The sequence below is a fragment of the Melioribacter sp. genome, from assembly GCF_049325435.1.
Lineage (GTDB): Bacteria > Bacteroidota > Ignavibacteria > Ignavibacteriales > Melioribacteraceae > Melioribacter > Melioribacter roseus.
The window spans coordinates 132,263-155,700 of the sequence record NZ_JBMOLD010000014.1 but is presented as its reverse complement, the minus strand read 5'-3'; the positions used below and the strand labels follow the sequence as shown (position 1 = coordinate 155,700).

The window sequence follows — 23,438 nt, the reverse complement described above, 5'->3', positions numbered from 1 at the left end:
TACAAATAGTCTGCGCTGAAATTTTTATAAGAATGAATAGAAGAATGTTATTCTTGGTGTAATTGATGCGTCAATGCTTCTTCCGTTCGGAATTGATTCATAAGTTTCAATAATAACATTCGGGCTGATTGTAACTTTTTCATCCGGCTTATAATTCAAGCTGAAAATGAACCAATTTCTTGAATCTCCTTTAACGCTTGAATCTGTATTGGGATCGAAATAATCATATCTTCCAACAACTGCTAATTCTTTTGAGATGTTGTATGATGCAAATGCTGAGATTCCCATCCCGTTTTTATCTTTTACATCTGTTCCATTTACCATTCCATTTTGTCTTGAGTTTAAGAAGCCTTCAACACCAAATGAATATGCATCTTTTTCTTTATAACCAAGGAACAGAGAGTATGTTAAGTCGTTATTTGCAATGGTTGCCGGTGGATTTGATTTACTTGCCGGATCGTTAATATCCGGACGAGCTTTTAAGTCAGCATAAAGAGTAGCAGTAAATTGTTTGGTTGGTGAATACTGAATGTGTGCATAAAATCTTTTGTATTTGTCTTTCTCAGGTGAGTTTCCGCTACCATTTCCGATCATCGCCCAGTATTTGAATAAACCACCCTGATCAAATTTTCCTTTCAATGCAACCGCAATATCCCGGGAAGAAGAAATCCCCCTTAAATCCATGATAGTTTTTTCCAGAAATCTTCCCCAGAATGTTTCCGTAATTTCCCAGGCTGGGGTTGGCTGAATACCAATAATTAAATCACTCCCTTCAAAGATATCCTTCCATCTGAGATAAGCATCTTTAACAAACACACCAATCTTATTATTAGTTGTGTTGGCAATTTCATTAGCTTCCAGACGGAATCGCGTTGTGAATGATTCAGAAATATCGTAATCATAAGTAAAATAAATTCTGCGTAACTGAAATCCGTTTAAATCTTTTGTCCCGCCATTTACTACATTAGGTAATGATGATAAACCGGTATCTCTTGCAACATTATAAAAATAATCTCCGAACATATAACCGGAGATACGCCCTTTATTCACGACCTCCTGTGAAAAAATGTTGTTTGTTGATAACAAAATGAGCGCAACGCTTAAAAGAATCTTTTTCATTTTTCTCTCCTTTAGAAGTATTATTTAGTTAAATCTTCCGCCGATTTATTTCCTTCTTGAATTCACGTATTCCGCTGCCAATACTTTGGGATAGCTCAGGAATACGTTTGGCTCCGAACAAAACGATTAAAACTTCCGTTAAGCCGGAATTAGCCGGCATATTAACTCCTGTAAATTTTACTATATTAACTCAACTTGCATGCCATATTACCGAGCTTCTATTTTATATCGAAAAACGAATTTTTTATAAGACGCAAGTCTGCCTTCAGCCGATTTTTCGTCATCGACGACGAGTTTTCGACTATTTAACAGAATCTTAACGGTATAATAACATTCTGTTAATATTCCCAAACTATTTTCGTGTTAAAACTCGGAGGAAGGATTATGTATAGGAAAACTTTACTTGCGGCGTTAATACTTTTAGGATTGTCGTACATTGCTCGCGGATCTGCTCATGAAGCCCAAAACATTGTAATAATCGAAGTTGTAACCCAGTATAGATTTGTTTATGACGACGGCGTTTTTAGAAAAGTCTATTCGCCCTTTTCAATACTTGACGAAAACGGACAAACGGTTATAAATTCTGGCGAGGTTTATGACCGACCAACACAAATAAAAATTAAGCCCGGACATTATAAGATTGTCGTGAAAAATAGCTCTGGATATTCAAAAGCAAAAGAGATAACAATTAAGCATGGGAATCGCTTTCAAGTAATAACAATAAACGAACTGCCGGCGCACGGCGGGGGCGCATAGTTATAAACCGTATTTTTCTATTTTACTTTTTAATGTAGAAGGCGGCAGGTTTAACAACTCGGCTGCTTTTGCTTTGTTATAGCCGGCGCTCACGAGAGCATTTTTTATCAATTTAATTTCCAATTCCTCCACAATTTCAGTAAAGGGTTTATTTTTGTCAGAGTCTAAATATATATCCCCGGAAGGGAAGGATAATTCCCGGGGCAGCTTTGCCGCTGTAATCTTGCAATCCCGGCACAGAATCGATAATCTTTCGGCAATGTTTTTTAATTCTCTTACATTGCCCGGCCAATTATAATTCTCTAATATTCGATAGACGGCTTCATCAACTTCATATTGTTTGCCGTTGGAATACTGATGTAGGAAATGATTAAAAAGCGGAACAATATCTTCCTTCCTTTCGCGCAACGGTTTTAAGTATACGGGGAGAATGTTTAATCTGTAATACAAATCCTCCCGAAATTTTCCGGATTTAGACAATTCATTAAGATCGGCTTTTGTAGAAGCAATAACCCGCACATCGATCTTAATCGGTTCGCTGCTGCCGACCCTTTCAATTTCCTGTTCCTGTAAAACGCGCAACAATTTCACCTGAATGTCGAGCGGAACGTCGTCAATATCGTCGAGGTAAATAGTGCCTTGATCGGCTTTTTCGAATCTGCCGAGACGTAATTTATCCGCGCCGGTGAACGCTCCTTTTTCGTGTCCGAAGAGTTCGCTTTCTATTACTTCTTTAGAAAGAATTCCGCAACTAACTTTTATAAGCGGTTTGTTTTTTCTGGGGGAATTGTAATGGATTAAATTGGCGATTAATTCTTTGCCCGTACCAGTTTCGCCGATAATTAACACTGTTGAGTTGGTTTCGGAAATAATTTTTAATGTCTCTTTAAGTTCTTTTACATAATCGCTCTCGCCTATAAAAGCATCGAAATTATATTTGTCCTCAAAATAATTTTGGTATTCTTTGTTTTCAATTCGAAGCGATTTTAATTCTTTAACGCGATTCAATAATAACAGCATTTCCTCTTTGTCGAAGGGTTTTGTAATATAATCATAGGCTCCCTTTTTCATCGCTTCTACCGCAGTTTCAACGCTGCCGTATGCCGTCATAATAATAACAAACGAGTTCGGACTCAGTTCTCTTAACTTCGGCAGCAGTTCAAGTCCGCTTAATACGGGCAATCTAATATCTGAAATTATTACGTCGTATGTCTTTTTTTTGACAACATCAAGAGCCTGCAGCGGATTTTCAAAATCATCAACCGAATATCCGGCATCCTTTAGATCGTCTTTTAAGGATATCCTTAATATTTCTTCGTCTTCAATAATGCAGATATCTAATTTATTCATTGAGTCTTTCTTTGATTATAATTCTGTAAAATAGATTATTTATAAACCCCAAGACTTTCAGGGAGTCATTTTAAAAATTTTTGGGTAATTGTACTTTTACCGTCGTTCCGTTTCCTTCGACGCTTTCAAAGCTTATTTTTCCGTTATGCGCTTTAATAATATTATATACAATCGAAAGCCCCAATCCAGTGCCCCTGCCCGGTTCTTTTGTTGTAAGAAACGGGTCGAAAATATTATTTAATATTTTTTTCGGAATGCCTCGGCCAGTATCTTCAATCATGATTACGACATTATTATTTTCTTCATACACGGAAATTGAAAGTCTTCTTTCGCTTTCGGGCTCGTATTTTAATTTTTCCTCAATTGAGTCTATACTGTTAATAAACAAATTCAAGAAAACTTGTTCAAGTTGGTTTTCATTGCCTTTAATTTTTTTGAGATTTTGGGGAATATTTTTCGTAACTGTAATTCTTAATTTTTCGAGTCGATGCCCAACGAACAGCAATGAATTTTCAATGACTTTATGAATTGACAAGTAACCGAAGTCTTCGTTTTGTTTTCTGGAGAAATTAAGTAAATTACCCACCACTTTTTCGATTTTCTCCACTGCATTATCCATCATAGCAAGATATTTTTTATTCTGGACAATATTTTCCGGATCGTTTATCAACCTGCGAATACAATTTTTAAGTCCGGCAATAGGGTTATTAATTTCATGAGCTATACCGGCCGTAAGTGTGCCTACGGTTGCAAGTTTTTCCGATTGAATAAGATTGGCGTTGGCTTTTTGCAAATCGCGGTATGCTTTGTCAAGCCTAACAATCATCTGATTGAATCGATCCGCAAGTATATCTATTTCGTCCTCTGCCCTAAAGTACATTTTTATTTTCCCAAGAAACCTGTCTCTGATTTTGATAATTGGAATAGGATTAATTCCAATGTTCGCCAGATCGATTCTGTCGGCCACATTCTGAATTAACTTAATAGGTTTCGTTATGAAATTGGCAAAAACAAAGGCTCCAATAATACCAAAAGCCAAAAAAATTGCAACCATAATCCAAAAGACCATAACCGTCGCTTCAACGTCGTTTTGAATAAAATTTTCATAAAGGCCTACTCTCACTTCTCCCACCTCTCCGCTCAGCACCGGTACGGCGATATCAAGAATCAAACTGCTTTCATCGTTTTTTAATTTAAGCAACTGCGTATTATAAATTTTATTGCCATCGAGGGAATTAGCTGCTGCCAGATTACCGGAGAGCCGGTTTTCAAAAGTGTGAACAATCGGCTTTTTCTCCGTGTCGAGAACGAGAATATAGGCAATCGTAGAATCTGTGTTTTTTATATTATTGATGGTGTTTTGTATCGAAACATAATCTTCGAACAAGAGATCCGGCGTTATCTGATTGGATATGCTCCTAGCAATGAAGAGTCCCCTTTTTTCTGTTTCCTTTTGAAGCGAAGTTTGAACGTTATTAAAAATTAGTATAGAGTTTACCGAACCGAAAACAATAACTATAAGAATAATAGCTATCGAAAATTTCCAGAACAACGGCACCTTAAACTTAATTTGATTATCATTGATATAGTTCATCATTGCCTTCTATAAACTTGTCTATATGAATCTTTTTTAAAATTCCTTTGCCTCTGGGTTCATTGTGAAGGTTCAGCATAATTTCTTTTAATTTATTTTTTATTATTGGGTCCAAATCTTTTCGCACCACAAAAGGCGGAATTCCATAGTCTTCCGATTTTTTGATTATTTTTATTTTCTTCACTTTTTCCGGTTGTGTTTTTTCCAAAAAGTCATAAACCAGTCCGTCAATAGTAGCTCCATCCACGAAATTTCTGGCAACCGCTTGAATTGAGTAATCATGTGCATTTGTGTAGATGGTTTTATTGAAAAATTTATCGGGATTTGTTTTTTTTCTTTTCAATAAATTAACTACATAGGCATACCCGGAATTCGAAAGCGGATCGGTAAAAGCAAACGATTTTCCTTTTAGTTCTTCGAAAGAATTAATATCGCTCTGTTTATTAACTATTATATATGCATTATAAAGCGCTCTTCCGTTAACCACAGGCACAACAAGCAGTTCAACGGGTAACTCGTTTTTTTCATTAACATAAGCGCCAGTACAGATAAAAGCAAAATCGAGCTTTTTCTCCTTCAGAAGAAAATTAACTTCGCCATATGTTTTTCTTTGCTTGAAAATTATCGGGACATCCATTTTTTCAGATATATAATCAATCAAGTCCTTATACAGATTGAATGTCTCGATGGGCGAAATCATTGTCGATATGGCGACATATAGTTTTGCATTGTCGGTTGTATCTTCATTAGTCAATTTATTGTCGTTCTCGTAAATATCTATCTCTTTTATGTTTTCTTCCTGTCCGCAAGACCATAAAAAGAATAAAATTACGGGCAATAATATTATGTTAGTGTATTTCATGCTGTACCGTTTTTCTTTTAGTTGTTTTTATTGTTTCTGATAATAACATTCAGGTTTCCGATGATCTATCTTTTATCGAACCATAATTCCGTATATTATACAAGATTTTTGCTTATAAATACGAAATTCCGTCTCACGACAAATTCGCTATAAATAAATATAAACGATATTTCTATGAATTTCCCATCCTCTTGAAATTTAAATTCAACTTCGATACATTTCGGTAAATAACGAAATGAAATTTATGAAAAATCATTCCGTACAACTGTTCAAAGCGCTTTCGGATTTAAATAGATTGCGCATATTAAAAATACTTCAAAGCCGTCCCCTTTGCGTTTGCGAAATTACGGAAATACTGCAGTTGGCAACGTCGACCGTATCCCAGCACCTTAAAATCCTTAAAGAAACAGGGTTTATAGTGGAAGAAAAGGACGGCAAATGGGTCAACTATATGATAAACCCGCGTCCGTCGGACCCCAGAATAAGTTCTATTCTCAGCTCGCTCGATTTCTGGATAGCAGACGAAAAGACAATAATTCGCGATAAAGAAAAAGTTATGAACATAAATCGTCATACAGTATGTTTTTAAATACATTTCGTTTATTATCGAAATATACGGAATAGATTATGAACTGGAAAGAAGAGTACAAATCCTTTTTCTGGATTACCGCGTTTTTCGTTTTTGCCTATTTTATGCCGATCGAAACCGAAACATTTCGCAATGCGATTGTCGACGCCTTCGCTCTCGCCAAGTGGTATGCCCAGGAACACGTTCTTCTCTGTTTGGTGCCGGCATTTTTCATTGCCGGCGTAATAGCCGTATTTATAAGTCAAGCCTCCGTTGTAAAACATTTCGGAGCCAAGGCAAAAAAATGGAAAGCATATTTAATTGCATCGGTTTCGGGTACTATATTAGCCGTTTGCTCGTGTACCGTACTTCCGCTTTTTTCGAGCATTCATAAAAGAGGCGCAGGTTTGGGACCGGCAATAGCCTTTCTTTATTCGGGACCGGCAATCAATATTCTGGCTATAATACTTACAGCGCGAATTCTCGGATTCGAACTTGGCGTGGCGAGAGTCGTCGGAGCTGTTTTGTTCAGCGTAGTTATCGGACTGATAATGGCTTTTATCTATCGAAAAGAGGAAAAAGAAAAAGCCGAGGCTCAACTTGCAATTCCCGAAATTCAGGAAGACAGACCACTTTGGCAAACTACCGTTCATTTTTTCATTTTGGTTGCAATTCTGGTTTTCGTCAACTGGGGCAAGCCCGACGAAACCGAAGGATTCTGGAGCGTTATTTACGCCAATAAATGGTACATAACTTCTCTGTTTGGAATCGGACTAGCTTGGTCGCTCATATATATTATAAAAGTTAAAAAGCCATACGTTATTGCCGGTTCGGCAGCAGTGATTATATCGGCATTGATTTTTCATGACAATCCGACCGTACCGTTTGTAATTGCAATAATTGCAATGGGTGTCGCGCTTACATTCTCGGAAGGCGAACCAAACCAGTGGCTCGGAGAAACGTGGGGATTTACAAAACAGATAATGCCCTTGCTGGGAGCGGGCGTTCTTGCCGCCGGTTTTTTACTCGGATCAGCCGAGGGTAACGGAGGCATTATACCCAAAGAATGGATTTATGCCCTGGTAGGGGGTAATTCGTTGTTTTCGAATTTCTTTGCATCGATAACGGGAGCGTTTATGTATTTTGCCACGCTTACCGAAATTCCTATTCTACAAGGCTTGATTAATAACGGCATGGGAAAGGGGCCCGCTCTGGCTCTGTTGCTGGCCGGCCCGGCTCTCTCTCTTCCTAACATGCTTGTAATTCGAGGCGTAATCGGCACGCAAAAAACCACCGTTTATGTTTTCCTTGTTGTAATTATGGCAACAATCAGCGGATTGATATACGGAGCTTTGTTTTAGTTCGTTTACACAATCACCGAAAGAAAATAATTAGAAAGGAATAAAATGAAAAAAAGAATATTAATACTTTGCACCGGCAATTCCTGTCGCAGTCAAATGGCGGAAGGATTTCTCAAATCGTTCGACCCCGACCTGGAAGTTTTTTCGGCGGGCACAAATCCATCCTCTCAAGTTCACCCGAACGCAGTAAAAGTAATGAAAGAAGTCGGAATCGATTTGTCAAATAACTATCCTAAAAACGTTGACGAATTCATTAATCAATCTTTCGATTATGTCATAACCGTCTGCGACAATGCAAAGGAAACCTGTCCGGTCTTCATGGGCAAAGTAAAGCATCAGCTCCATATCGGCTTCGAAGACCCGGCCGAAGCTACCGGAACGGAAGAAGAAATATTGAATACTTTCCGCAGGATACGCGACGAAATCAAAAGGGACTTTTATCAATTTTATATAAACGAAAAACAAAAGGAGGAACAATAATGCTCGACATTAAAGTGCTTGGACCCGGATGCGCCAACTGCATCAAACTCGAAAACCTCGTTAAAGAAGTAGTAGAGGAAAACAATATTCAGGCAAATATCGAAAAGATAACCGACCCGATGAAATTTGCAGATTACGGCGTAATGATAACTCCCGGTCTTGTGGTTAACGGCAAAGTGCTTTCGAGCGGTAAATTGCCTACGAAATCCACGCTCGAACATTGGTTGAAAGAAAATTTACAATAAGTATAATTACGATTCAATAACGTAAAGGTTGCTCAATGAACAAAGCCATTTCAAAAAGACTTTCTTTTTTCGATCGGTATCTAACGCTCTGGATTTTCATAACAATGTTCGTCGGAGTCGTTCTGGGTTCTGTTTTTCCCGGGATTGCGGATTTCTGGGATTCGCTCAGCAGCGGAACGACAAACATTCCGATTGCCGTCGGACTGATATTAATGATGTATCCGCCGCTTGCAAAAGTAAAATATGAAGAGTTGCCCGTCGTATTCAAAAACACAAAACTCCTAACTATCTCGCTAATCCAAAACTGGATCGTCGGACCTTTGGTAATGTTTCTGCTTGCTATTTTGTTTTTGCCCGACAAACCCGAAATGATGATAGGCGTAATACTCGTCGGACTTGCACGCTGCATAGCGATGGTACTCGTTTGGAACGATCTCGCTCAGGGCGATTCCGAACTTGCCGCAGGACTGGTAGCCTTCAACGCCATCTTTCAAGTGCTTTTCTATTCCGTTTATGCGTATATTTTTATAACATTACTCCCTCCGATATTCGGAATGCAAGGCGCATTAGTTGAAGTGTCGATTTCGGAAATCGCGGTCACAGTTTTAATATATCTGGGAATTCCGTTCGCCGCCGGTTTTGTGAGCCGCTTAACTCTTACAAGAACCAAAGGAGAGGAGTGGTATAAAACCAAATTCATTCCCAATATTTCATTACTGACCCCGACAGCACTTCTCTTTACAATCTTTGTTATGTTTTCATTGAAAGGCGATAAAATAGTCGAGCTTCCGCTTGACGTTATAAGGGTTGCAATCCCGTATACGTTCTACTTTACGATAATGTTTTTTGCCACATTCTTCTTTGTTAAAAGGCAAGGAATACCGTACGAAAAAACAACCACAGTTGCGTTTACTGCCGGCAGCAACGATTTCGAACTTGCCATTGCCGTTGCGGTAGCTGTCTTCGGAATCAATTCTCACGCGGCTTTTGCCACTGTAATCGGTCCCCTGGTTGAAGTGCCTGTATTGATCGGACTCGTAAATGTAGCGCTGCGATTAAAGAAAAAATTCGGATGATTTGTTCTGTTCCGGCACTGCTGTTATTTTTCCTTTATGAAAAAAGGAAGGGAAGTAATGGAAAAGATTAAAATAGAATTTCAATATTTCGAAAATTGTCCGAATCATGAAGCAATGCGCCAAAATCTCATCGAGGCAATTAAGGGAATAGAAAATAAAATCGAGTTGACCGAAGTCAAAGTGGAAAACGAAGAAGTAGCGCGGAGAGTCTCTTTCAGAGGCTCTCCTACAATATTAATTAACGGTAAGGACCTAATCGATATGCCGGCGCCCGAAAATCCGAAATTAGCCTGCCGATTCTATCCGGGCGGCATTCCTTCGCCGGAGGAAATAAGGGAAAGGATTTTAGGCTAACCGGTTGCTTCGATACGTTTTTCGCTTCGCTCAAAACTACTCAGCAACCTCGCTTCTTTTTGAAATTTACGCTCGTTCAAAACTACTCAGCAGCCTTGCTTCTTTTTGAAATTTATGTTCACCCAAAACTACTAAGCAGCTTAGGATTTAAACCGAGCGTTGAGTAGCTCGATTTATCGGGCGTATCGAAACGCGGGAATGCGGAATGCTACATTTCAACCGTAAACCTATTTACTTTATCAACAATAATTTCCTTGTGGTTATAAAATCAATTGCCTGCATTTTACAAAAATAAACGCCGCTTGGAAGATTCTCCCCGTCGAAGTCTATTGTATATTCGCCCGGATATTTTACATCGTCAACCAACACAGATATCTCATTGCCGAGTATATCGTATATTCTTATTGTTACACGGGCTTTATCGAAAACAGAATAGATGATTTTTGTTACCGGATTGAACGGATTGGGATAGTTCTGGTATAAATTGAATTTTGTTGTCATTTCGTCGTCCTTTACGGAAGTAATTACTCCCCAACTGCTGCCGTTTATTATCGCCCCTTGTAATGCAGTAACATAATAACCGACTTCGCCGGTAAACCTGAAATAGATGCCTAAGTTTTTTCTGAACTCTATATGGGATGCAACCAGATCGTCCATATCTAGTATAATCATAGCCGAATCCGCTCCGTAAGTTGTATCGTCGTAAGTAATAAAGCACTCCGTTATATCGCATTGTCTCCAGACGATTACAGAATCCCGGCTATAAATAAGTTTGTATTTTGTATCGTCTATTCCTCCGCATCCGCCGTTCTGATAATATTTAATTTCGTTTGTTAATGTATCGTATCTTTCGTAGTGAATACCGGTGTTTTCCTTTACTACAAAGTATTTTATACCGTTTGGCATTAACGTATCGCCGATGACTTCTTTTATTATGTATGAAGTATCGGGTATCGTTCCCGCTTCGTACGACAAATGTATGTACTTCCATTTGTTTCCGATATTCAGCGGATAAAAATCGCTATTGTTTTGCGCCGATAAATAACCGCACAAAATCAATATGATAATAAATGCACGTTTTTTCATTTTTATGCCCTCTAATATTATTTAAATGCTCGGTTTCAGCTGCGTTGTATATTTAATAATCATTGAAGATTGTAGTGCGTATTATTACCTGACCCCCGCCGCACCAAAATTTATTGAAATATAAAATTTCTATGAAATAATCTCAATGAGAAATGCGATAAAAATCGTTTTTATTGTCGCTTAATTAGCGGGAACTTTCCTTTGCTTTTTGTAAATTCAAGGAATTGATAAAATGGATATTTCAACAGACAAAAAAATTTATTATAATTACTTTGAAATAAACAAGAGGGAGACAAACAATGAAAATCAAAGCTGCGGAAAACGGTCCTTATTTAATTGAGGTTCAAGAGGCAAGCGTAAAGAGAGGCGACAAGGAAGAAAAACTTGCTCAGAAGACAATAGCGCTTTGCAGATGCGGACATTCAGCCAACAAACCCTTCTGCGATGGAGCTCACAAAAAACACGGTTTTACGGGCGAACAGGCCGAACTCGATATATCATAGATAAATAATTAAACCGTCGGGAGAAAAAGATGTCTATTAAAAAAGAATATTCAAAAGACAAAGCCGTATGCCGCGTTATTTTTACACTGCCGGAAGAAATTGGCAAGCAGTTTAAAACCGTTGCCTTAATGGGCGATTTCAACAACTGGGATCCGAAAGCAAATCATTTTACAACCGGCAAGGACGGATCGCTAATCGTTTCGGTAGAACTGGAGCCGGGCAACGAATATCAATTCCGTTATTTATGCGACGGCGAAACGTGGCTGAACGATCCGGAAGCCGACAAATTCGTTCAATCGCCTTACGGCTCGGAAAACTGCGTTATTGCGGTTTGATTTTATAACCGGAAAGGTAATTTACGCAGACGTTTGCCCGTGGCTGCAAATATAGCGTTGCCCACCGCAGGAGCGCACGGACCGACGGCTACTTCTCCCAAACCGCCAACGCGGTAGGTGTTTTGCATTATGTGGGTTTCGACAACCGGCATTTCGGAAAATTGAAGCATCGGAAAATCGTCGAAATTACTTTCGACAACGCTTCCGTCCCGGATTGTAATTTCACCTTTTAATGCGGCGGTCAAAGCAAAAGCAATTCCGCTGTCCATTTGCTGTTCTACGATGTCCGGATTGATTACTATTCCGCAATCTACGGCGCATGTAATTTTATCGACAATTATTTCTTTTGACTCGGTTACGGTTACTTCTGCAACCTGGGCGCTGAAACTGTCGTACCCGGCAAATGCTGCTATTCCCATCCCTTTTCCCGGAGGGAGTTTTTTGCCCCAGCCGGCTTTCTCCGCCGCGGTTTTCAAAACCGCCTTCATACGCGAATCGTCGGGCAGCAATTCCATCCTGAATTCGTACGGATCGCGCCCGGCTGCATGCGCCAACTCGTCAATAAAACATTCTGCCGCAAAGGGGTTCTGCGAGTGATAAACCGAACGCCAATACCAGATTGGAACGGGAATATCGACAATCGATGCGGTTATTTTATAATTTGGAATAATGTAGTCTTTTTCGATAGCGCCGCCTAAAGTATCGTATTGTTTTGGCGTTAATTTGGCTCCCCAATTTTGAACTGCAATCGAAGGCGCTATGACATGATGCGAAAAAGAAAAAAGTTTGTTGTTTTTATCAACCGAGCCTTTAAGCTTGTGCATGCTTACCGGACGGTATCTGTCGTGTTTTATATCGTCCTCTCGAGTCCAGGTTACTTTAACGGGTTTTCCAACTGCTTTCGATAATTCGACGGCTTCAACAACAAAATCGGGATTCGTTCTTCTGCCGAAACCGCCGCCCATCAGCGTAACATACACGACAACGTCTTCTTCATTTAATCCGAATGTTTTTATAACGGCTTCTCTCGCTTCCTGCGGACTTTGTGTCGGAGCCCATACTTCGACTTTATTATTTTCGAATTTAGCGGTACAATTCATCGGCTCCATCGGCGCATGAGCTTGAAAAGGCGCTTCGTAAATAGCTTCCAATGTTCTATAATTTTTTTCCTCTGCGTCGTCAGGATTGCCTTTTATTTCGACCAGGTCGCCGTCCGTTTTCAAGTATTCTTTTAATTTATTGTTTATGGTCTCGGAATTTACATTTGCATTGGGACCAAGATTCCATTCGACCGACAGATTTTCAACTCCCTTAAACGCCTGCCACGTGGATTCTGCGAAAACGGCAACGCCAGTGGAAACTTTTTTAACATCCAAAATACCTTTTAATGATTTGGTTACAGAATCGTCGTAATTCTTAACCGTTGCGCCGAAGGCGGGACTCCTGCCGACTGCGGCATATACCATTCCTGGCAATACTATATCAATTCCAAATTTTGCTTTTCCGTAGATTTTGTCGGGCGAGTCGGTGCGATGGAGTTTTTTGCCGATTATTTTATAATCTTTCGGGTCTTTGAGTTTTACGTTTTGAGGTACGGGGAGTTTAGATGCCTCCTCCACTAAATCCCCGTACCCGACTTTTTTATTATTCAGTTTATTTACGACGTAACCGTTCTCGGCTTTACAATCGGAAGGTTTAACGTTCCATCTGGCGGCGGCGGCGGCAATCAACATTTCGCGAGCCGTAGCGCCTGCAATTCTGAGCGGGTCCCACGATTTTCTAACGCTAGTGCTTCCTCCGGTAATCTGATCGCCGTATTTCGGGTCGCCTTCGGCCTGTTCGATTTTAATCTTACGCCAGTCGACTTCCAATTCCTCTGCGACAATCATCGGCAATGCCGTTCTCACCCCCTGTCCCATTTCCGAACGATGCACTACAATTGTAACAATTCCATCGGTGTCAATTTTTATAAAAACGCTTGGCGAAAAAATTTTAGGTTTGTCGCCCTCCGAAGCGACAAGACTATTAAGCGGTACGAATGACGCCAGGCAGAGCGCGGCGCCGCTCATGCTAAAAACTTTTATAAATTCTCGACGTGTCTGTTTAACGCTCATTTCTCCGCCACGACTTTTTTAATTGCTTTTTTAATTCGGTTATAAGTTCCGCATCTGCAGAGAACCTCATTCATTGCTTCTTCAATTTCTTTGTCCGATGGATTCGGATTTTCGTTCAATAATGCAGCGGCTGCAAGAATCTGACCGGGCTGACAATATCCGCACTGAGACACCTCGACTTCAATCCATGCCTTTAAGAGAGGATTATTCCGGTTTTCCGCCAGCCCTTCGATAGTTGTTATCGATTTTCCTTCGACCGATTCGATCGAAACGGAACAAGATTTTTCCGCTTTCCCCTCGATTAAAACAGTACACGAACCGCAGATACCAATTCCGCACCCGAATTTTGTACCTATCAGATTAAGGTTGTCTCTTAAAACCCATAAAAGCGGTGTTCCGTTCTCGACTTCTACGGTCTTTGTTTTTCCGTTTACAAAAATTGAATATTTAGGCATCTTTTATATTTTTAATTAACCCTTCATAAATCTAAAACTTTTGAAAAAGAAGTTCAACAGAAAAAGTGAATTAATTCTTTCCGGCTTTATTATCCTTCTAATCATTCAGTTTGTTTGTCGGTGGTTCTTGGTTTGGGAGTTCAAAGTTTAAGTAGAAATTAGGGATTAGGGATCAGGTGTTTGCGGTTAGAAGTTTTTTTAGTTCTAGGATGATAGACAACAGCCGGTGGTTTAAGGCGTATAGTATAAACATTTATTTTAATGAAGAACACAGAACCTCAACACTCTGCCCCCTGCACTAAGAACTTCCGAACTCCAGCGCTAATTTTGTAATTCAGGCATTAAACATAACGTTGTAGCCAATTCAAATATTCCCTTTAATTCCCTGATTCTTATTTGGACGCTTCTTATATTTGTATTGATTCTTTAAATCAACGCAGGGGAAAAAATGAAATCTTTCTTAAAGCCGATAGCTTATTTTGTCGTCCCGATATTATTTATAGCGTCCGTGATTTATGTCTTCGACAAAGAAACGGTCGAAAAGAATTTGATGAGAGCCTCGGAACAATATTCTTATATGCTTCAATTAATCGGGGATACGGATAAACTGCCGCGTTCTGTTGACGATTCGGGCAATGTTCTTCTTGTCGAGGCTCACGACTGGACAAGCGGATTTTTCCCCGGTAGTTTGTGGTATCTTTACGAATATACAAAAGACGATAAATGGCTCAAAGCTGCAGAAAAATTTACCCATAATTTGGAAGGTCAGCAGTTCAACAACACAACTCACGATCTCGGTTTTATGATCTACTGCAGTTTCGGAAACGGTTACAGGCTCACCGGCGACGAGCATTACAAACAGGTATTGATCGACGCTGCGAAAACTCTCGCATCACGCTTCAATCCGAAAGTCGGATGTATTAAATCGTGGGACGGTCAGGACGAAGTATGGGAATATCCCGTAATTATCGATAACATGATGAACCTCGAATTATTATTCTGGGCAACGAAAGAAACCGGCGATTCGAGTTTTTATAATATTGCGGTAACGCACGCCAATACAACAATGAAAAATCATTTTCGTAAAGACTACAGCACCTGGCACGTGCTGAGTTACGATACGACTTCCGGCAAAGTTACAAAACGAAATACACATCAGGGATACGCCGACGAATCGTGCTGGGCGCGCGGTCAGTCGTGGGGTTTATACGGATTTACAATGTGCTACCGCGAAACCGGCAATACAGAATATCTGCTTCAAGCAGAAAAAATAGCCGAATATATTTTAAATCATTTGCCCGAAGACATGATTCCGTTTTGGGATTACGACGCGGCGGATTTTCCCAAAGACGCTTCGGCGGCGGCAATTATGGCATCCGCTTTCTATGAATTGAACGAGCTAACGCAAAAAGAAAAATACAAAACTTACGCCGACAAAATTATGCATGCGCTTTCCCAACCGGAGTATCTTGCCTCCGCAGGCACAAATGCCGGCTTTGTTTTGAAACATTCGACCGGAAACAAACCTGCTAATTCGGAAATCGACGTTCCGATAATTTATGCCGATTATTATTTCATCGAAGCAAATTTGAGAAAACTGAAATTTGAAAGTAACCATAATTAATCTTTATTAACCATAAGATTTTTTTTATAAAAGCGAATGAATAAAGGTGAATACACTACAGGAACACTGGAATAAAATTTTCAAGGAAACGCCTGAAGAAAAACTCGGCTGGTATGAAAGCGAAGTGACCCAAACCATTAGATTTTTGGATGGAGTGAACTTTGAAAACAAATTAGTTTTTCTGCCCGGAGCCGGCACTTCTAGATTGATAGACGGATTAATTGAGAATGGAGCAATACTAATACTAAATGATATAAGCAACGAAGCATTAACTGCGCTGCGAAAAAGGGTTGGAAATCCGGACAAACACTTATGGTATTGCGGCGATATATCCAAACCGTTGCCGAAAGAAATACCGGCGGTTGATATATGGATAGACCGTGCGGTTCTTCATTTTTTGATTGAAGATAAAGAGATTAATGGATATTTCGAGAACCTTAATCGTATCGTGAAAACGAACGGATACGTCTTGCTGGCAGAGTTTTCGTTGAATGGAGCGCAAAAATGCGCCGGTTTGAATGTTCATCGTTACTCTGCAGACGAATTAATAGAGCGGGTAGGCTGTAATTTCAAGTTGCTTAAATCCGAAGAGTACGTATATGTTAATCCTTCAGGCGGAGAACGCCCGTATATTTACACTCTTTTCAAAAGGAACGGCGCATAATTTTATTTAAGATCGACCGTTGAATTTATATATTTAATTATCTTAGCCGGCGAATTTGTGGTTATATAGCCGGCTCCAAGTTTTGCCAGCCGAACCGCGTCTTCGCCTTTTTCAACGTTGTAGACGCATAGCTCAAGTCCGTTATCTTTCAAATAACCAGAAAGTTCTGCGTTTATGTACGAAGCGTTATTGAGATCGACGCCGTCGCAATTTAGTTTTTTCAATGTATGCATTAGTCGTTTGTGCGCTAATCCGTTAAGGCATTTTCTCTTTGACGAAAACCACTCGAATAACCAATAAACTTTTATTTCCGGAAATAATTTTTTTGCCGAAATAATAGTATCGGGATTGAATGCTATGATTCGAATACGATCGTGCGATAATTTACTTTCCTTCAGTACTTCAGATAGCTTGACAAGAAATTCTTTTCTGTCGTCTTTGACTTCGATAAAAACTCCGCGGTTGTTTGGAATTATATCGATTATTTCTTCGATAGTGGGAATGAAACTTCCTTCGAACCGAGAATTTTTCCAGCCGCCCACATCGACGGTTTTCAGCTCGGAAAGTTTTGTTTTAATTACGTTTAGTCTAGAGCCGGTTTTCGAGGTTCTTTTTGTGTTTGCATCGTGAATGCAAACTATGCGGTTGTCCTTTGTAAGCCAGAAATCTCCTTCTATAAAATCCGCCCCTTCCGAAAAAGCTTTTTGAAACGACGGGATTGTATTTTCCGGAGCTTCGTCGGAAGCGCCGCGATGGGCGACTATGTAAACTTTTTCATTCGTCATAACCGGAAAGATATCCTCTGGCAAGTTTAATGTATTCATTAATTTGATTTTGCACCCAGGCGTTATCCTTTTTTAATTCTTTAGCCATAATTTCCGCCGCTACCGGCGCCATTTCGATGCTTGCTTTAGCGTCGAGCAAAAGCGCGCGAATTCTTCTTGCAAGAAAATCTTCTACGGTTATTGCCATCTCGTTTCTCACCGCCCAAACGATTTCCGCTTTTATATAAGGCAAATGCGGATGAATCGGTTCTCTTAAATGCTTTTCTTTGGTTAGAATTCTTTCTTCGATTTGAAATTTATCCGCGCCGTAATAGTAGAGCGGGTCGTTGTGATTCGTATTTTTCAGATAGCCGTGAACGGGAAGATTTTTAGTAACCGATTCCCGCTCTTCGAGTCCTCCAACTAATATCGCGTGGTCGATTAAGTCTTCGCCCATCTTTCTGTAGATTGTCCACTTTCCTCCGGTTATTGTAATCAAGCCGGAAGGAGATACGGAAATCTGATGTTTTCTTGAAATATCTTTTGTCGGTATGGCTTTTCCTTCGGAAATTGCCAGCGGTCTTAAACCTGCAAAGACGCTCAGAATATCGGAGCGTTGCGGGTCTTTCGAAAGATATCGGGCTGAATTCGAAAGCAGAAAATCGATCTCTTCTTCGGATGCCCTCGGTTCGATTTCGGGTTTATCGACTTCGGTATCGGTTGTGCCGAGTATAACTTTGCCGTGCCACGGAACGGCAAATAAAACTCTTCCGTCCGTAGTGTGCGGTATCATAATCGCCGAATTACCCTGCAAAAACGATTTGTCGAGTACAATATGAATGCCGCGGCTCAGCGCCACCGAATTGGAATTCTCGCCCTCGTCCATATTTTTAATATCGCCCACGAATATTCCCGCTGCATTTATAAATGTCTTTCCTTTCACATGGAAAGCATTGCCGGTTTCGACGTCCAGTAAATTAACGCCGTTAAGAATTCCTTCCTTATCTTTTGTAAATCCCACGGCTTTCACATAGTTTAGCAAAACGGCTCCGTTTTCGTATGCCGTTTGAGCCAGATTTATTGCCAGTCGCGAGTCGTCGAATTGACCGTCGTAATAGATTACTCCGCCGAGCAATCCTTCGGGATCGAGATTCGGAATTGCATTTAATGTTTCTTCTTTTGAAATTTTTTCCGAGGGTCCCAGTCCAAGCTTACCCGCCATTAAATCGTAAACTTTCATTCCGATATTATAAAACGGTCCTTCCCACCATTCATAATTCGGAATTATGAATTGTTGATTCTTCACAAGGTGGGGAGCGTTTTGCATCAAAAGACCTCGTTCGTGCAGCGCTTCGAAAACGAGCGACAAATCGCCCTGCGCCAGATACCGGACTCCCCCGTGAACAAGTTTTGTGCTTCTGCTCGACGTGCCTTTCGAAAAATCGTATTGTTCTACCAACAGAGTTTTAAATCCTCTTGAAGCCGCATCGACTGCGGCGCCCAATCCGGTAGCGCCGCCGCCGATTATTATAATATCCCAAACTTCGTCTTTATCGGATAAAAGTCGTTTAAGTTGTATGTCTCTGTTCATAATCAATATTGATGAAAAGCGTCGGATACAAATTTAAGCACGTTCGGCAGCGATTCGCGCCAGTATGTCCAATTGTGCGCGCCGTCTCTCATTCTGAACTCGTGCGGTATTCCTTTCTTTGTCATTGCAATATGAACTTCCGAATTCATGATTGTAAGAAAATCGTCGTCGCCGCAATCGATATACCATCGAACGGACTTCAACTGTTCGGCAGGTAAATTGTTTATCAGGTTAACCACGTTATAGTTATTGTAAAATTCCAGAGCTTTTTCTTTCGATAAATTTTCTATACCTCTCAGTATATAATAATTATTCAGACTGTCGGCGTTTGACGGACCGGTAGCGGCGCTTAACGGGCATGCGGACGAAAATAGTTCCGGATGACGCAGCGCATAGATGAAAGTGCCTTCGCCGCCCATCGACAGCCCCGCAATAGCGCGGTAGCGTTTCTGCGACCGGATTCTGTATGTTTTTTCGATGTACGGTATGAATTCGTTAATGAAAAAATCTTCATACCGATAATCGGTCTCGGGACGGTTAACGTATCCTCGGTATGGAGCGTCGGCATTCGGCATTACAATGATCATCGGAGTGGCTTTACCCTCCTTAATTGCTTTGTCGGCTATGTGAAGCACTTCGCCAAACTGAATCCAGCCCGCCTGGTCGTCGCCATACCCGTGCAATAAATACAGAACAGGATAACTTCTTTCCGAAGTTTCATAATCGGGCGGCAGATAAATTGCATACTTTCTTTCGCCTTTTAGTACTTCCGATTTCATCGAGAGATTATCATATACTTTGCCCGCTTGAGCCGAAAGCGTCAGCGGTATGAAAGTAATCAGTACAATAATTTTTTTTAACATAAGCGCCTCGTTTAATATTGTAACGGAAAAACTAATTTTCTTGCTCTCAAATATCAAATTATTATTTAAACAAATTTTATTTTTGAATTTCAATTTATAATTTATTTTTTTTAGAAGATAATATATAACTGTATTCGGGGGTATGCGATGAAAAAAGCCAGCTCTTTGTTTTTCTTAGCATTTCTATTTATCAATTCCGTATCGATTAAAGCACAGTTATCTCTGCCGTATATATTCGGAAACGGAATGGTTTTGCAAAGACAACAGGAAATTCCCGTTTGGGGCAAAGCCGCTGCGGGAGATACGGTAACGGTCGAATTAGAGGGCTATAAAGTTACTACGATAGCCGACAGTCTGGGAAAATGGCGAACGGTATTGCCTGCAATGGAAGCGGGCGGACCTTTTGTTTTGAAAGTAACATCGGGCAACCAATCAATTACTCGCAATAATGTTTATATAGGCGACGTATGGCTTGCTTCGGGTCAATCGAACATGGAATATACTCTCAACAATGCAACGGGAGGAAGCGCTGCAATTTCTTCTGCAAACACTCAATTAATAAGGCAGTTTAAAGTCGCAAAAGGATTAACCGACGAACCGGCAGACGAAGTTCCGTCCGGCAGTTACTGGATGCCCGCTACTCCTCAATACGCGGGAAATTGGAGCGCGGTCGGTTTCTACTTTGCAAATTATCTTTACAAAGATTTGAATATTCCGATCGGTATAATTAATTCGTCTTACGGAGGAAGTCGTATCGAAGCATGGATGAGCGATGAAATGCTCGGTTACGACGAGCAGGACGTTAAACTTGCAAACGGAGAGCCTGAAAGGCAGCCTACCGTTGCTTTCAACAGAATGATTAATCCTTTAATTGGTTTTCCGATTAAAGGAGTAATTTGGTATCAGGCGGAATCGAACGGCGATAATATGAATGATGCGCTGGCTTACGGCGATTTGTTTATTAAATTAATTAACGGCTGGAGGCAATTGTGGAATCTTGGCGATTTCCCGTTTTTGTGGGTGCAGCTTCCGAATTACGGACAGGTTTACGATCAGCCGCAAACGTGGGATGCATGGCCTCAGTTAAGAGCTCAGCAGTCGGGAGCGCTGGCTTTACCGAATACCGGCGAAGCTGTTGCTATCGACGTCGGCTCTACAGATATTCATCCGCCGAACAAAGAACCCGTAGGCTATCGTTTATCTTTAGTAGCGCGCAAAATTGCTTACGGAGAGGATATCGTTTATTCGGGTCCCCGCTATAAAAGAAATCTACTTAGAGACGACGGGAAAATAGAAATATATTTTGACCACGTCGGCAGCGGTCTAGAAGCCAAAAATTCCGACAGCGGAGAAGTCTTTTCGTTTGCCGTTTCGCGAGATAATTCGAACTGGGTTTGGGCAAACGCTCTTATCGACAGCGAAAAAGTTATTGTGTGGAACGACAATGTTCCCGAGCCAATTAAAGTTCGTTACGCGTGGGAATATAATCCTGCAAATGCAAATCTTTATAATAAAGAAGGATTGCCGGCGGCGCCTTTTCTTGCCGATGTAAATCCGGGTTTTAAAATAGCTGTTTTCTCTGCGGAAAGAACTACCTTGGAAACCGGACAGAGTACAACTCTTTCATGGTTGGTCTTCGGAGCGTCTTCTGTTACGCTCAACGGCGCCGAAGTAGATTCCGCAGGCTCCGTTATTGTTACTCCTTCCGAAACAACGACTTACACATTAATTGCGATTAATCGAGAAGACCCGAACGAATCCGATACTGCAACCGTCCTTGTCGAAGTGCTCGATCCCGATATGATTAACAGATCATTGAACCGTCCGGTAAAAGCATCGACCTTTGAAGCTTGTTGCGGAGACGAACGTCTTCCCGAATTCGCTGTTGACGGCGATATGGAAACGCGCTGGAGCAGCGCTTGGCAGCAGGAATCTGAATCTACCGCTGCAGACCCGAATTTAGACGACAATCCCGACGACGAATGGCTCATGGTCGATCTCGGCGAATCAATCGATATTGAAAGAGTTATTCTCTATTGGGAAGCGGCTTTCGGTTCACAATACAACATTGAGGTTTCGTACGACGGGTATTTATGGCAGACTGTTTATGAGGAAAGAAACGGTGACGGTAATCAGGATAATATAATATTTGAAAATCCTGTAAGCGGAAGATACATCAAATTCCACTTTATTAAACGCGCTACTCAATGGGGATATTCTCTCTATGAAATTGCTGCATACGGCAAACTCTCGGAAAAGAAACCGCCGGAAGTCGACATTACAACCGACTTCGGTAACGTCACGGAGCCTTCTAAAAAAGGAACCTTTACGGCAAATGCTGTCGATAATGACGGCGAGGTAGTGAAAGCCGAATTTTTTGTCGACGGAGTTTCAATTGGCATTTCCAACACAAAACCTTTTAAAATCAGCTGGACTCCCGAACAGTCAGGCGTTTACAATATTACCGTAGTTGTTACGGATAACGACAGTATCGCCGTTCAATCGGAACCGTTCGAAGTCTACGTGTTGGATAATTCCAACCTTACCGTTTTCGAAGCGGAAAAAGGCGCTTATACAGGTCAGGGCAATGTGCTTAATTCGTCGGTAACCAGCGGCGGCAAATATCTCGAATTGCGCGACGCATGGACTCTTACATTTGACAATGTAGAAGCTCCCGAAGACGGCGAATATCTTCTGATAATGGCGTATCAATTAACATTCGAATCTCCTAAAACGCAGTATCTCGTAGTGAACGGAGACACGCTGGCCGCCGTCGAGTTTACGGCTCCAAATAAAACTTCGTGGCTAAAGCGCGGCATTATGATTCCGCTTAAATCCGGCAAGAATGTTGTTGCCATTCACGGATTCTGGAATTGGATGAGCTTCGATTATATTGCAATAGAAGGTCTGATTCCGGTTTCCGTAAACGAAGAAAAAGGCGTACCCAATTCGTTTGTCCTCGAACAAAACTATCCGAATCCGTTTAATCCGGCAACGAAAATAAAATATCAACTGCCGGAAAGTAATCATGTAATATTAAAAGTATATAATTCCCTTGGCGAAGAGGTGGCGGAATTGATTAATAAAGAACAACCTGCGGGAAATTATGAATTGGAATTCGACGGAAGCGGTTTGCCCAGCGGAATTTATTACTGTACAATAAACTCCGGTAATTATAGAGCGACAAGGAAAATGATACTGCTGAAGTAGGTTATTACTGTAAATATTGTTGTGTGTTTTATCTCCCGCGTTTCGATACGCCCGATGAATCGGGCTACTCAACGCTCGGTTTTAAAGTAAGGTTGCTGAATAGTTTTGAGCGAAGCGAAAATTTCAAAAGAAGCAAGGTTGCTGAGTAGTTTTGAGCGGAACGAAGAATGAAAATCAAGCCGGTTTAAATTACTTCTGAAAAAACGAAGATTCTAAGTTTTATTTCTCAAATTTATGTCTCAATTGATACTTCCCGCGTTTCGATACGCCCGATAAATCGGGCTACTCAACGCTCGGTTTAAATGCAAAGCGGCTTAGTAGTTTTGAACGAGCGTAAATTTCAAAAAGAAGCGAGGTTGCTGAGTAGTTTTGAGCGGAGCGAAAAACGTATCGAAGCAACCGGTTGACCAACAACCTTCTCCTTTCTTTCCGGGCATCGGAATTCTCCGTTTTTTATATTAGTT

24 protein-coding genes are annotated in these 23,438 nt (G+C 40.8%); 12 read left to right on the top strand and 12 right to left on the bottom strand.

Going from position 1 to position 23,438, the window contains the following annotated elements:
* Positions 1-24 precede the first annotated feature (24 nt).
* On the bottom strand, positions 25-1,119 hold the full coding sequence (locus tag ACOYVE_RS11810; protein WP_422882122.1) for an outer membrane beta-barrel protein: 1,095 nt from the start codon (positions 1,117-1,119) through the stop codon (positions 25-27).
* 28 nt (positions 1,120-1,147) lie between these two features.
* Positions 1,148-1,279, bottom strand: a complete 132-nt coding sequence (locus tag ACOYVE_RS11805) for a twin-arginine translocase TatA/TatE family subunit (protein ID WP_014855747.1) — start codon at positions 1,277-1,279, stop codon at positions 1,148-1,150.
* A 224-nt stretch (positions 1,280-1,503) separates the two neighbouring features.
* Between ACOYVE_RS11805 and ACOYVE_RS11800 the strand changes: the two genes are divergently transcribed.
* Positions 1,504-1,875 (top strand): hypothetical protein, encoded by a 372-nt coding sequence (locus ACOYVE_RS11800; protein ID WP_422882120.1) that lies wholly within the window; start codon positions 1,504-1,506, stop codon positions 1,873-1,875.
* Here ACOYVE_RS11800 and ACOYVE_RS11795 read toward each other — a convergent pair whose 3' ends face one another.
* The 3 genes from ACOYVE_RS11795 to phnD all read right to left on the bottom strand — a co-directional run bounded on the left by ACOYVE_RS11795 (position 1,876) and on the right by phnD (position 5,681).
* Entirely contained in the window at positions 1,876-3,225 is a 1,350-nt protein-coding gene (locus ACOYVE_RS11795) for a sigma-54-dependent transcriptional regulator (RefSeq protein WP_014855745.1), read from the bottom strand.
* A gap of 70 nt (positions 3,226-3,295) precedes the next feature.
* Positions 3,296-4,822, bottom strand: a complete 1,527-nt coding sequence (locus tag ACOYVE_RS11790; RefSeq protein ID WP_226990977.1) for a sensor histidine kinase — start codon at positions 4,820-4,822, stop codon at positions 3,296-3,298.
* Complete coding sequence (phnD, locus tag ACOYVE_RS11785) at positions 4,803-5,681, bottom strand: phosphate/phosphite/phosphonate ABC transporter substrate-binding protein (protein WP_422882117.1); 879 nt, start codon at positions 5,679-5,681, stop codon at positions 4,803-4,805. The genes ACOYVE_RS11790 and phnD overlap by 20 nt, the downstream gene beginning before the upstream one ends.
* Positions 5,682-5,925: 244 nt before the next feature.
* On the opposite strand from phnD, the gene ACOYVE_RS11780 reads away from it, so the two are divergent.
* From ACOYVE_RS11780 to ACOYVE_RS11755, 6 genes are read left to right on the top strand one after another with little or no spacing between them, the layout of a single operon-like run.
* Positions 5,926-6,270, top strand: a complete 345-nt coding sequence (locus ACOYVE_RS11780) for an ArsR/SmtB family transcription factor (protein WP_014855743.1) — start codon at positions 5,926-5,928, stop codon at positions 6,268-6,270.
* Between the two features lie 38 nt (positions 6,271-6,308).
* Positions 6,309-7,610, top strand: coding sequence for a permease (locus ACOYVE_RS11775; RefSeq protein WP_422882115.1), 1,302 nt, complete (start codon positions 6,309-6,311; stop codon positions 7,608-7,610).
* A gap of 45 nt (positions 7,611-7,655) precedes the next feature.
* On the top strand, positions 7,656-8,090 hold the full coding sequence (locus ACOYVE_RS11770) for an arsenate reductase ArsC (protein ID WP_014855741.1): 435 nt from the start codon (positions 7,656-7,658) through the stop codon (positions 8,088-8,090).
* The gene (locus ACOYVE_RS11765; protein WP_014855740.1) at positions 8,090-8,335 is read left to right on the top strand and encodes a thioredoxin family protein; all 246 of its coding nucleotides are present in this window, start codon (positions 8,090-8,092) and stop codon (positions 8,333-8,335) included. Before ACOYVE_RS11770 ends, ACOYVE_RS11765 begins: the two co-directional genes overlap by 1 nt.
* Positions 8,336-8,370: 35 nt before the next feature.
* A complete protein-coding gene (gene arsB, locus ACOYVE_RS11760; RefSeq protein ID WP_422882113.1) occupies positions 8,371-9,411 on the top strand; it encodes an ACR3 family arsenite efflux transporter in 1,041 nt (346 codons plus the stop codon).
* Between the two features lie 57 nt (positions 9,412-9,468).
* Positions 9,469-9,765: a DUF2703 domain-containing protein gene (locus tag ACOYVE_RS11755; protein WP_014855738.1), complete on the top strand. Its 297-nt coding sequence runs from the start codon at positions 9,469-9,471 to the stop codon at positions 9,763-9,765.
* Positions 9,766-9,996: 231 nt separating this feature from the next.
* On the opposite strand, the gene ACOYVE_RS11750 is transcribed toward ACOYVE_RS11755, so the two are convergent.
* On the bottom strand, positions 9,997-10,851 hold the full coding sequence (locus tag ACOYVE_RS11750) for a T9SS type A sorting domain-containing protein (RefSeq protein ID WP_014855737.1): 855 nt from the start codon (positions 10,849-10,851) through the stop codon (positions 9,997-9,999).
* Between the two features lie 299 nt (positions 10,852-11,150).
* On the opposite strand from ACOYVE_RS11750, the gene ACOYVE_RS11745 reads away from it, so the two are divergent.
* Both ACOYVE_RS11745 and ACOYVE_RS11740 read left to right on the top strand, forming a co-directional pair.
* On the top strand, positions 11,151-11,354 hold the full coding sequence (locus ACOYVE_RS11745; RefSeq protein WP_014855736.1) for a CDGSH iron-sulfur domain-containing protein: 204 nt from the start codon (positions 11,151-11,153) through the stop codon (positions 11,352-11,354).
* Between the two features lie 29 nt (positions 11,355-11,383).
* Entirely contained in the window at positions 11,384-11,689 is a 306-nt protein-coding gene (locus tag ACOYVE_RS11740) for an isoamylase early set domain-containing protein (protein ID WP_422882110.1), read from the top strand.
* Positions 11,690-11,691: 2 nt separating this feature from the next.
* On the opposite strand, the gene ACOYVE_RS11735 is transcribed toward ACOYVE_RS11740, so the two are convergent.
* Together ACOYVE_RS11735 and ACOYVE_RS11730 are read right to left on the bottom strand one after the other, a co-directional pair.
* Positions 11,692-13,803 carry a molybdopterin cofactor-binding domain-containing protein gene (locus ACOYVE_RS11735; protein WP_422882108.1) on the bottom strand — a complete coding sequence of 704 codons (2,112 nt, stop codon included), beginning with the start codon at positions 13,801-13,803 and terminating at the stop codon, positions 11,692-11,694.
* Positions 13,800-14,258: a (2Fe-2S)-binding protein gene (locus ACOYVE_RS11730; RefSeq protein WP_422882107.1), complete on the bottom strand. Its 459-nt coding sequence runs from the start codon at positions 14,256-14,258 to the stop codon at positions 13,800-13,802. Before ACOYVE_RS11730 ends, ACOYVE_RS11735 begins: the two co-directional genes overlap by 4 nt.
* Positions 14,259-14,706: 448 nt before the next feature.
* Here ACOYVE_RS11730 and ACOYVE_RS11725 point away from each other — a divergent pair, with 448 nt between their 5' ends.
* Entirely contained in the window at positions 14,707-15,882 is a 1,176-nt protein-coding gene (locus ACOYVE_RS11725; protein WP_422882105.1) for a glycoside hydrolase family 88 protein, read from the top strand.
* Between the two features lie 46 nt (positions 15,883-15,928).
* The gene (locus ACOYVE_RS11720) at positions 15,929-16,546 is read left to right on the top strand and encodes a methyltransferase domain-containing protein (protein ID WP_422882104.1); all 618 of its coding nucleotides are present in this window, start codon (positions 15,929-15,931) and stop codon (positions 16,544-16,546) included.
* Between the two features lie 2 nt (positions 16,547-16,548).
* Here ACOYVE_RS11720 and ACOYVE_RS11715 read toward each other — a convergent pair whose 3' ends face one another.
* Genes ACOYVE_RS11715 through ACOYVE_RS11705 form a run of 3 tightly spaced genes read right to left on the bottom strand, consistent with a single transcriptional unit; the run spans position 16,549 to position 19,764 of the window.
* Entirely contained in the window at positions 16,549-17,331 is a 783-nt protein-coding gene (locus ACOYVE_RS11715) for a glycerophosphodiester phosphodiesterase family protein (RefSeq protein WP_422882102.1), read from the bottom strand.
* Positions 17,321-18,901: a glycerol-3-phosphate dehydrogenase/oxidase gene (locus ACOYVE_RS11710; RefSeq protein WP_422882100.1), complete on the bottom strand. Its 1,581-nt coding sequence runs from the start codon at positions 18,899-18,901 to the stop codon at positions 17,321-17,323. The genes ACOYVE_RS11715 and ACOYVE_RS11710 overlap by 11 nt, the downstream gene beginning before the upstream one ends.
* A gap of 2 nt (positions 18,902-18,903) precedes the next feature.
* Complete coding sequence (locus tag ACOYVE_RS11705) at positions 18,904-19,764, bottom strand: alpha/beta hydrolase (RefSeq protein ID WP_422882098.1); 861 nt, start codon at positions 19,762-19,764, stop codon at positions 18,904-18,906.
* 147 nt (positions 19,765-19,911) lie between these two features.
* On the opposite strand from ACOYVE_RS11705, the gene ACOYVE_RS11700 reads away from it, so the two are divergent.
* Positions 19,912-22,974, top strand: a complete 3,063-nt coding sequence (locus ACOYVE_RS11700) for a discoidin domain-containing protein (RefSeq protein ID WP_422882096.1) — start codon at positions 19,912-19,914, stop codon at positions 22,972-22,974.
* Positions 22,975-23,288: 314 nt separating this feature from the next.
* On the opposite strand, the gene ACOYVE_RS11695 is transcribed toward ACOYVE_RS11700, so the two are convergent.
* Positions 23,289-23,411 (bottom strand): hypothetical protein, encoded by a 123-nt coding sequence (locus tag ACOYVE_RS11695; RefSeq protein WP_422882094.1) that lies wholly within the window; start codon positions 23,409-23,411, stop codon positions 23,289-23,291.
* Between the last annotated feature and the right edge of the window lie 27 nt (positions 23,412-23,438).

Excerpts from the sequence above, each read along its gene's own strand:
- phnD (WP_422882117.1), bottom strand. The coding sequence starts at position 5,681 with ATGAAATACACTAACATAATATTATTGCCCGTAATTTTATTCTTTTTA.
- ACOYVE_RS11775 (WP_422882115.1), top strand. The coding sequence starts at position 6,309 with ATGAACTGGAAAGAAGAGTACAAATCCTTTTTCTGGATTACCGCGTTT.
- ACOYVE_RS11780 (WP_014855743.1), top strand. The coding sequence starts at position 5,926 with ATGAAAAATCATTCCGTACAACTGTTCAAAGCGCTTTCGGATTTAAAT.
- ACOYVE_RS11715 (WP_422882102.1), bottom strand. The coding sequence starts at position 17,331 with ATGACGAATGAAAAAGTTTACATAGTCGCCCATCGCGGCGCTTCCGAC.
- ACOYVE_RS11745 (WP_014855736.1), top strand. The coding sequence starts at position 11,151 with ATGAAAATCAAAGCTGCGGAAAACGGTCCTTATTTAATTGAGGTTCAA.
- ACOYVE_RS11700 (WP_422882096.1), top strand. The coding sequence starts at position 19,912 with ATGAAAAAAGCCAGCTCTTTGTTTTTCTTAGCATTTCTATTTATCAAT.
- ACOYVE_RS11770 (WP_014855741.1), top strand. The coding sequence starts at position 7,656 with ATGAAAAAAAGAATATTAATACTTTGCACCGGCAATTCCTGTCGCAGT.
- arsB (WP_422882113.1), top strand. The coding sequence starts at position 8,371 with ATGAACAAAGCCATTTCAAAAAGACTTTCTTTTTTCGATCGGTATCTA.
- ACOYVE_RS11735 (WP_422882108.1), bottom strand. The coding sequence starts at position 13,803 with ATGAGCGTTAAACAGACACGTCGAGAATTTATAAAAGTTTTTAGCATG.
- ACOYVE_RS11795 (WP_014855745.1), bottom strand. The coding sequence starts at position 3,225 with ATGAATAAATTAGATATCTGCATTATTGAAGACGAAGAAATATTAAGG.
- ACOYVE_RS11705 (WP_422882098.1), bottom strand. The coding sequence starts at position 19,764 with ATGTTAAAAAAAATTATTGTACTGATTACTTTCATACCGCTGACGCTT.
- ACOYVE_RS11750 (WP_014855737.1), bottom strand. The coding sequence starts at position 10,851 with ATGAAAAAACGTGCATTTATTATCATATTGATTTTGTGCGGTTATTTA.
- ACOYVE_RS11790 (WP_226990977.1), bottom strand. The coding sequence starts at position 4,822 with ATGATGAACTATATCAATGATAATCAAATTAAGTTTAAGGTGCCGTTG.
- ACOYVE_RS11755 (WP_014855738.1), top strand. The coding sequence starts at position 9,469 with ATGGAAAAGATTAAAATAGAATTTCAATATTTCGAAAATTGTCCGAAT.
- ACOYVE_RS11725 (WP_422882105.1), top strand. The coding sequence starts at position 14,707 with ATGAAATCTTTCTTAAAGCCGATAGCTTATTTTGTCGTCCCGATATTA.
- ACOYVE_RS11765 (WP_014855740.1), top strand. The coding sequence starts at position 8,090 with ATGCTCGACATTAAAGTGCTTGGACCCGGATGCGCCAACTGCATCAAA.
- ACOYVE_RS11740 (WP_422882110.1), top strand. The coding sequence starts at position 11,384 with ATGTCTATTAAAAAAGAATATTCAAAAGACAAAGCCGTATGCCGCGTT.
- ACOYVE_RS11730 (WP_422882107.1), bottom strand. The coding sequence starts at position 14,258 with ATGCCTAAATATTCAATTTTTGTAAACGGAAAAACAAAGACCGTAGAA.
- ACOYVE_RS11695 (WP_422882094.1), bottom strand. The coding sequence starts at position 23,411 with ATGCCCGGAAAGAAAGGAGAAGGTTGTTGGTCAACCGGTTGCTTCGAT.
- ACOYVE_RS11805 (WP_014855747.1), bottom strand. The coding sequence starts at position 1,279 with ATGCCGGCTAATTCCGGCTTAACGGAAGTTTTAATCGTTTTGTTCGGA.
- ACOYVE_RS11800 (WP_422882120.1), top strand. The coding sequence starts at position 1,504 with ATGTATAGGAAAACTTTACTTGCGGCGTTAATACTTTTAGGATTGTCG.
- ACOYVE_RS11810 (WP_422882122.1), bottom strand. The coding sequence starts at position 1,119 with ATGAAAAAGATTCTTTTAAGCGTTGCGCTCATTTTGTTATCAACAAAC.
- ACOYVE_RS11710 (WP_422882100.1), bottom strand. The coding sequence starts at position 18,901 with ATGAACAGAGACATACAACTTAAACGACTTTTATCCGATAAAGACGAA.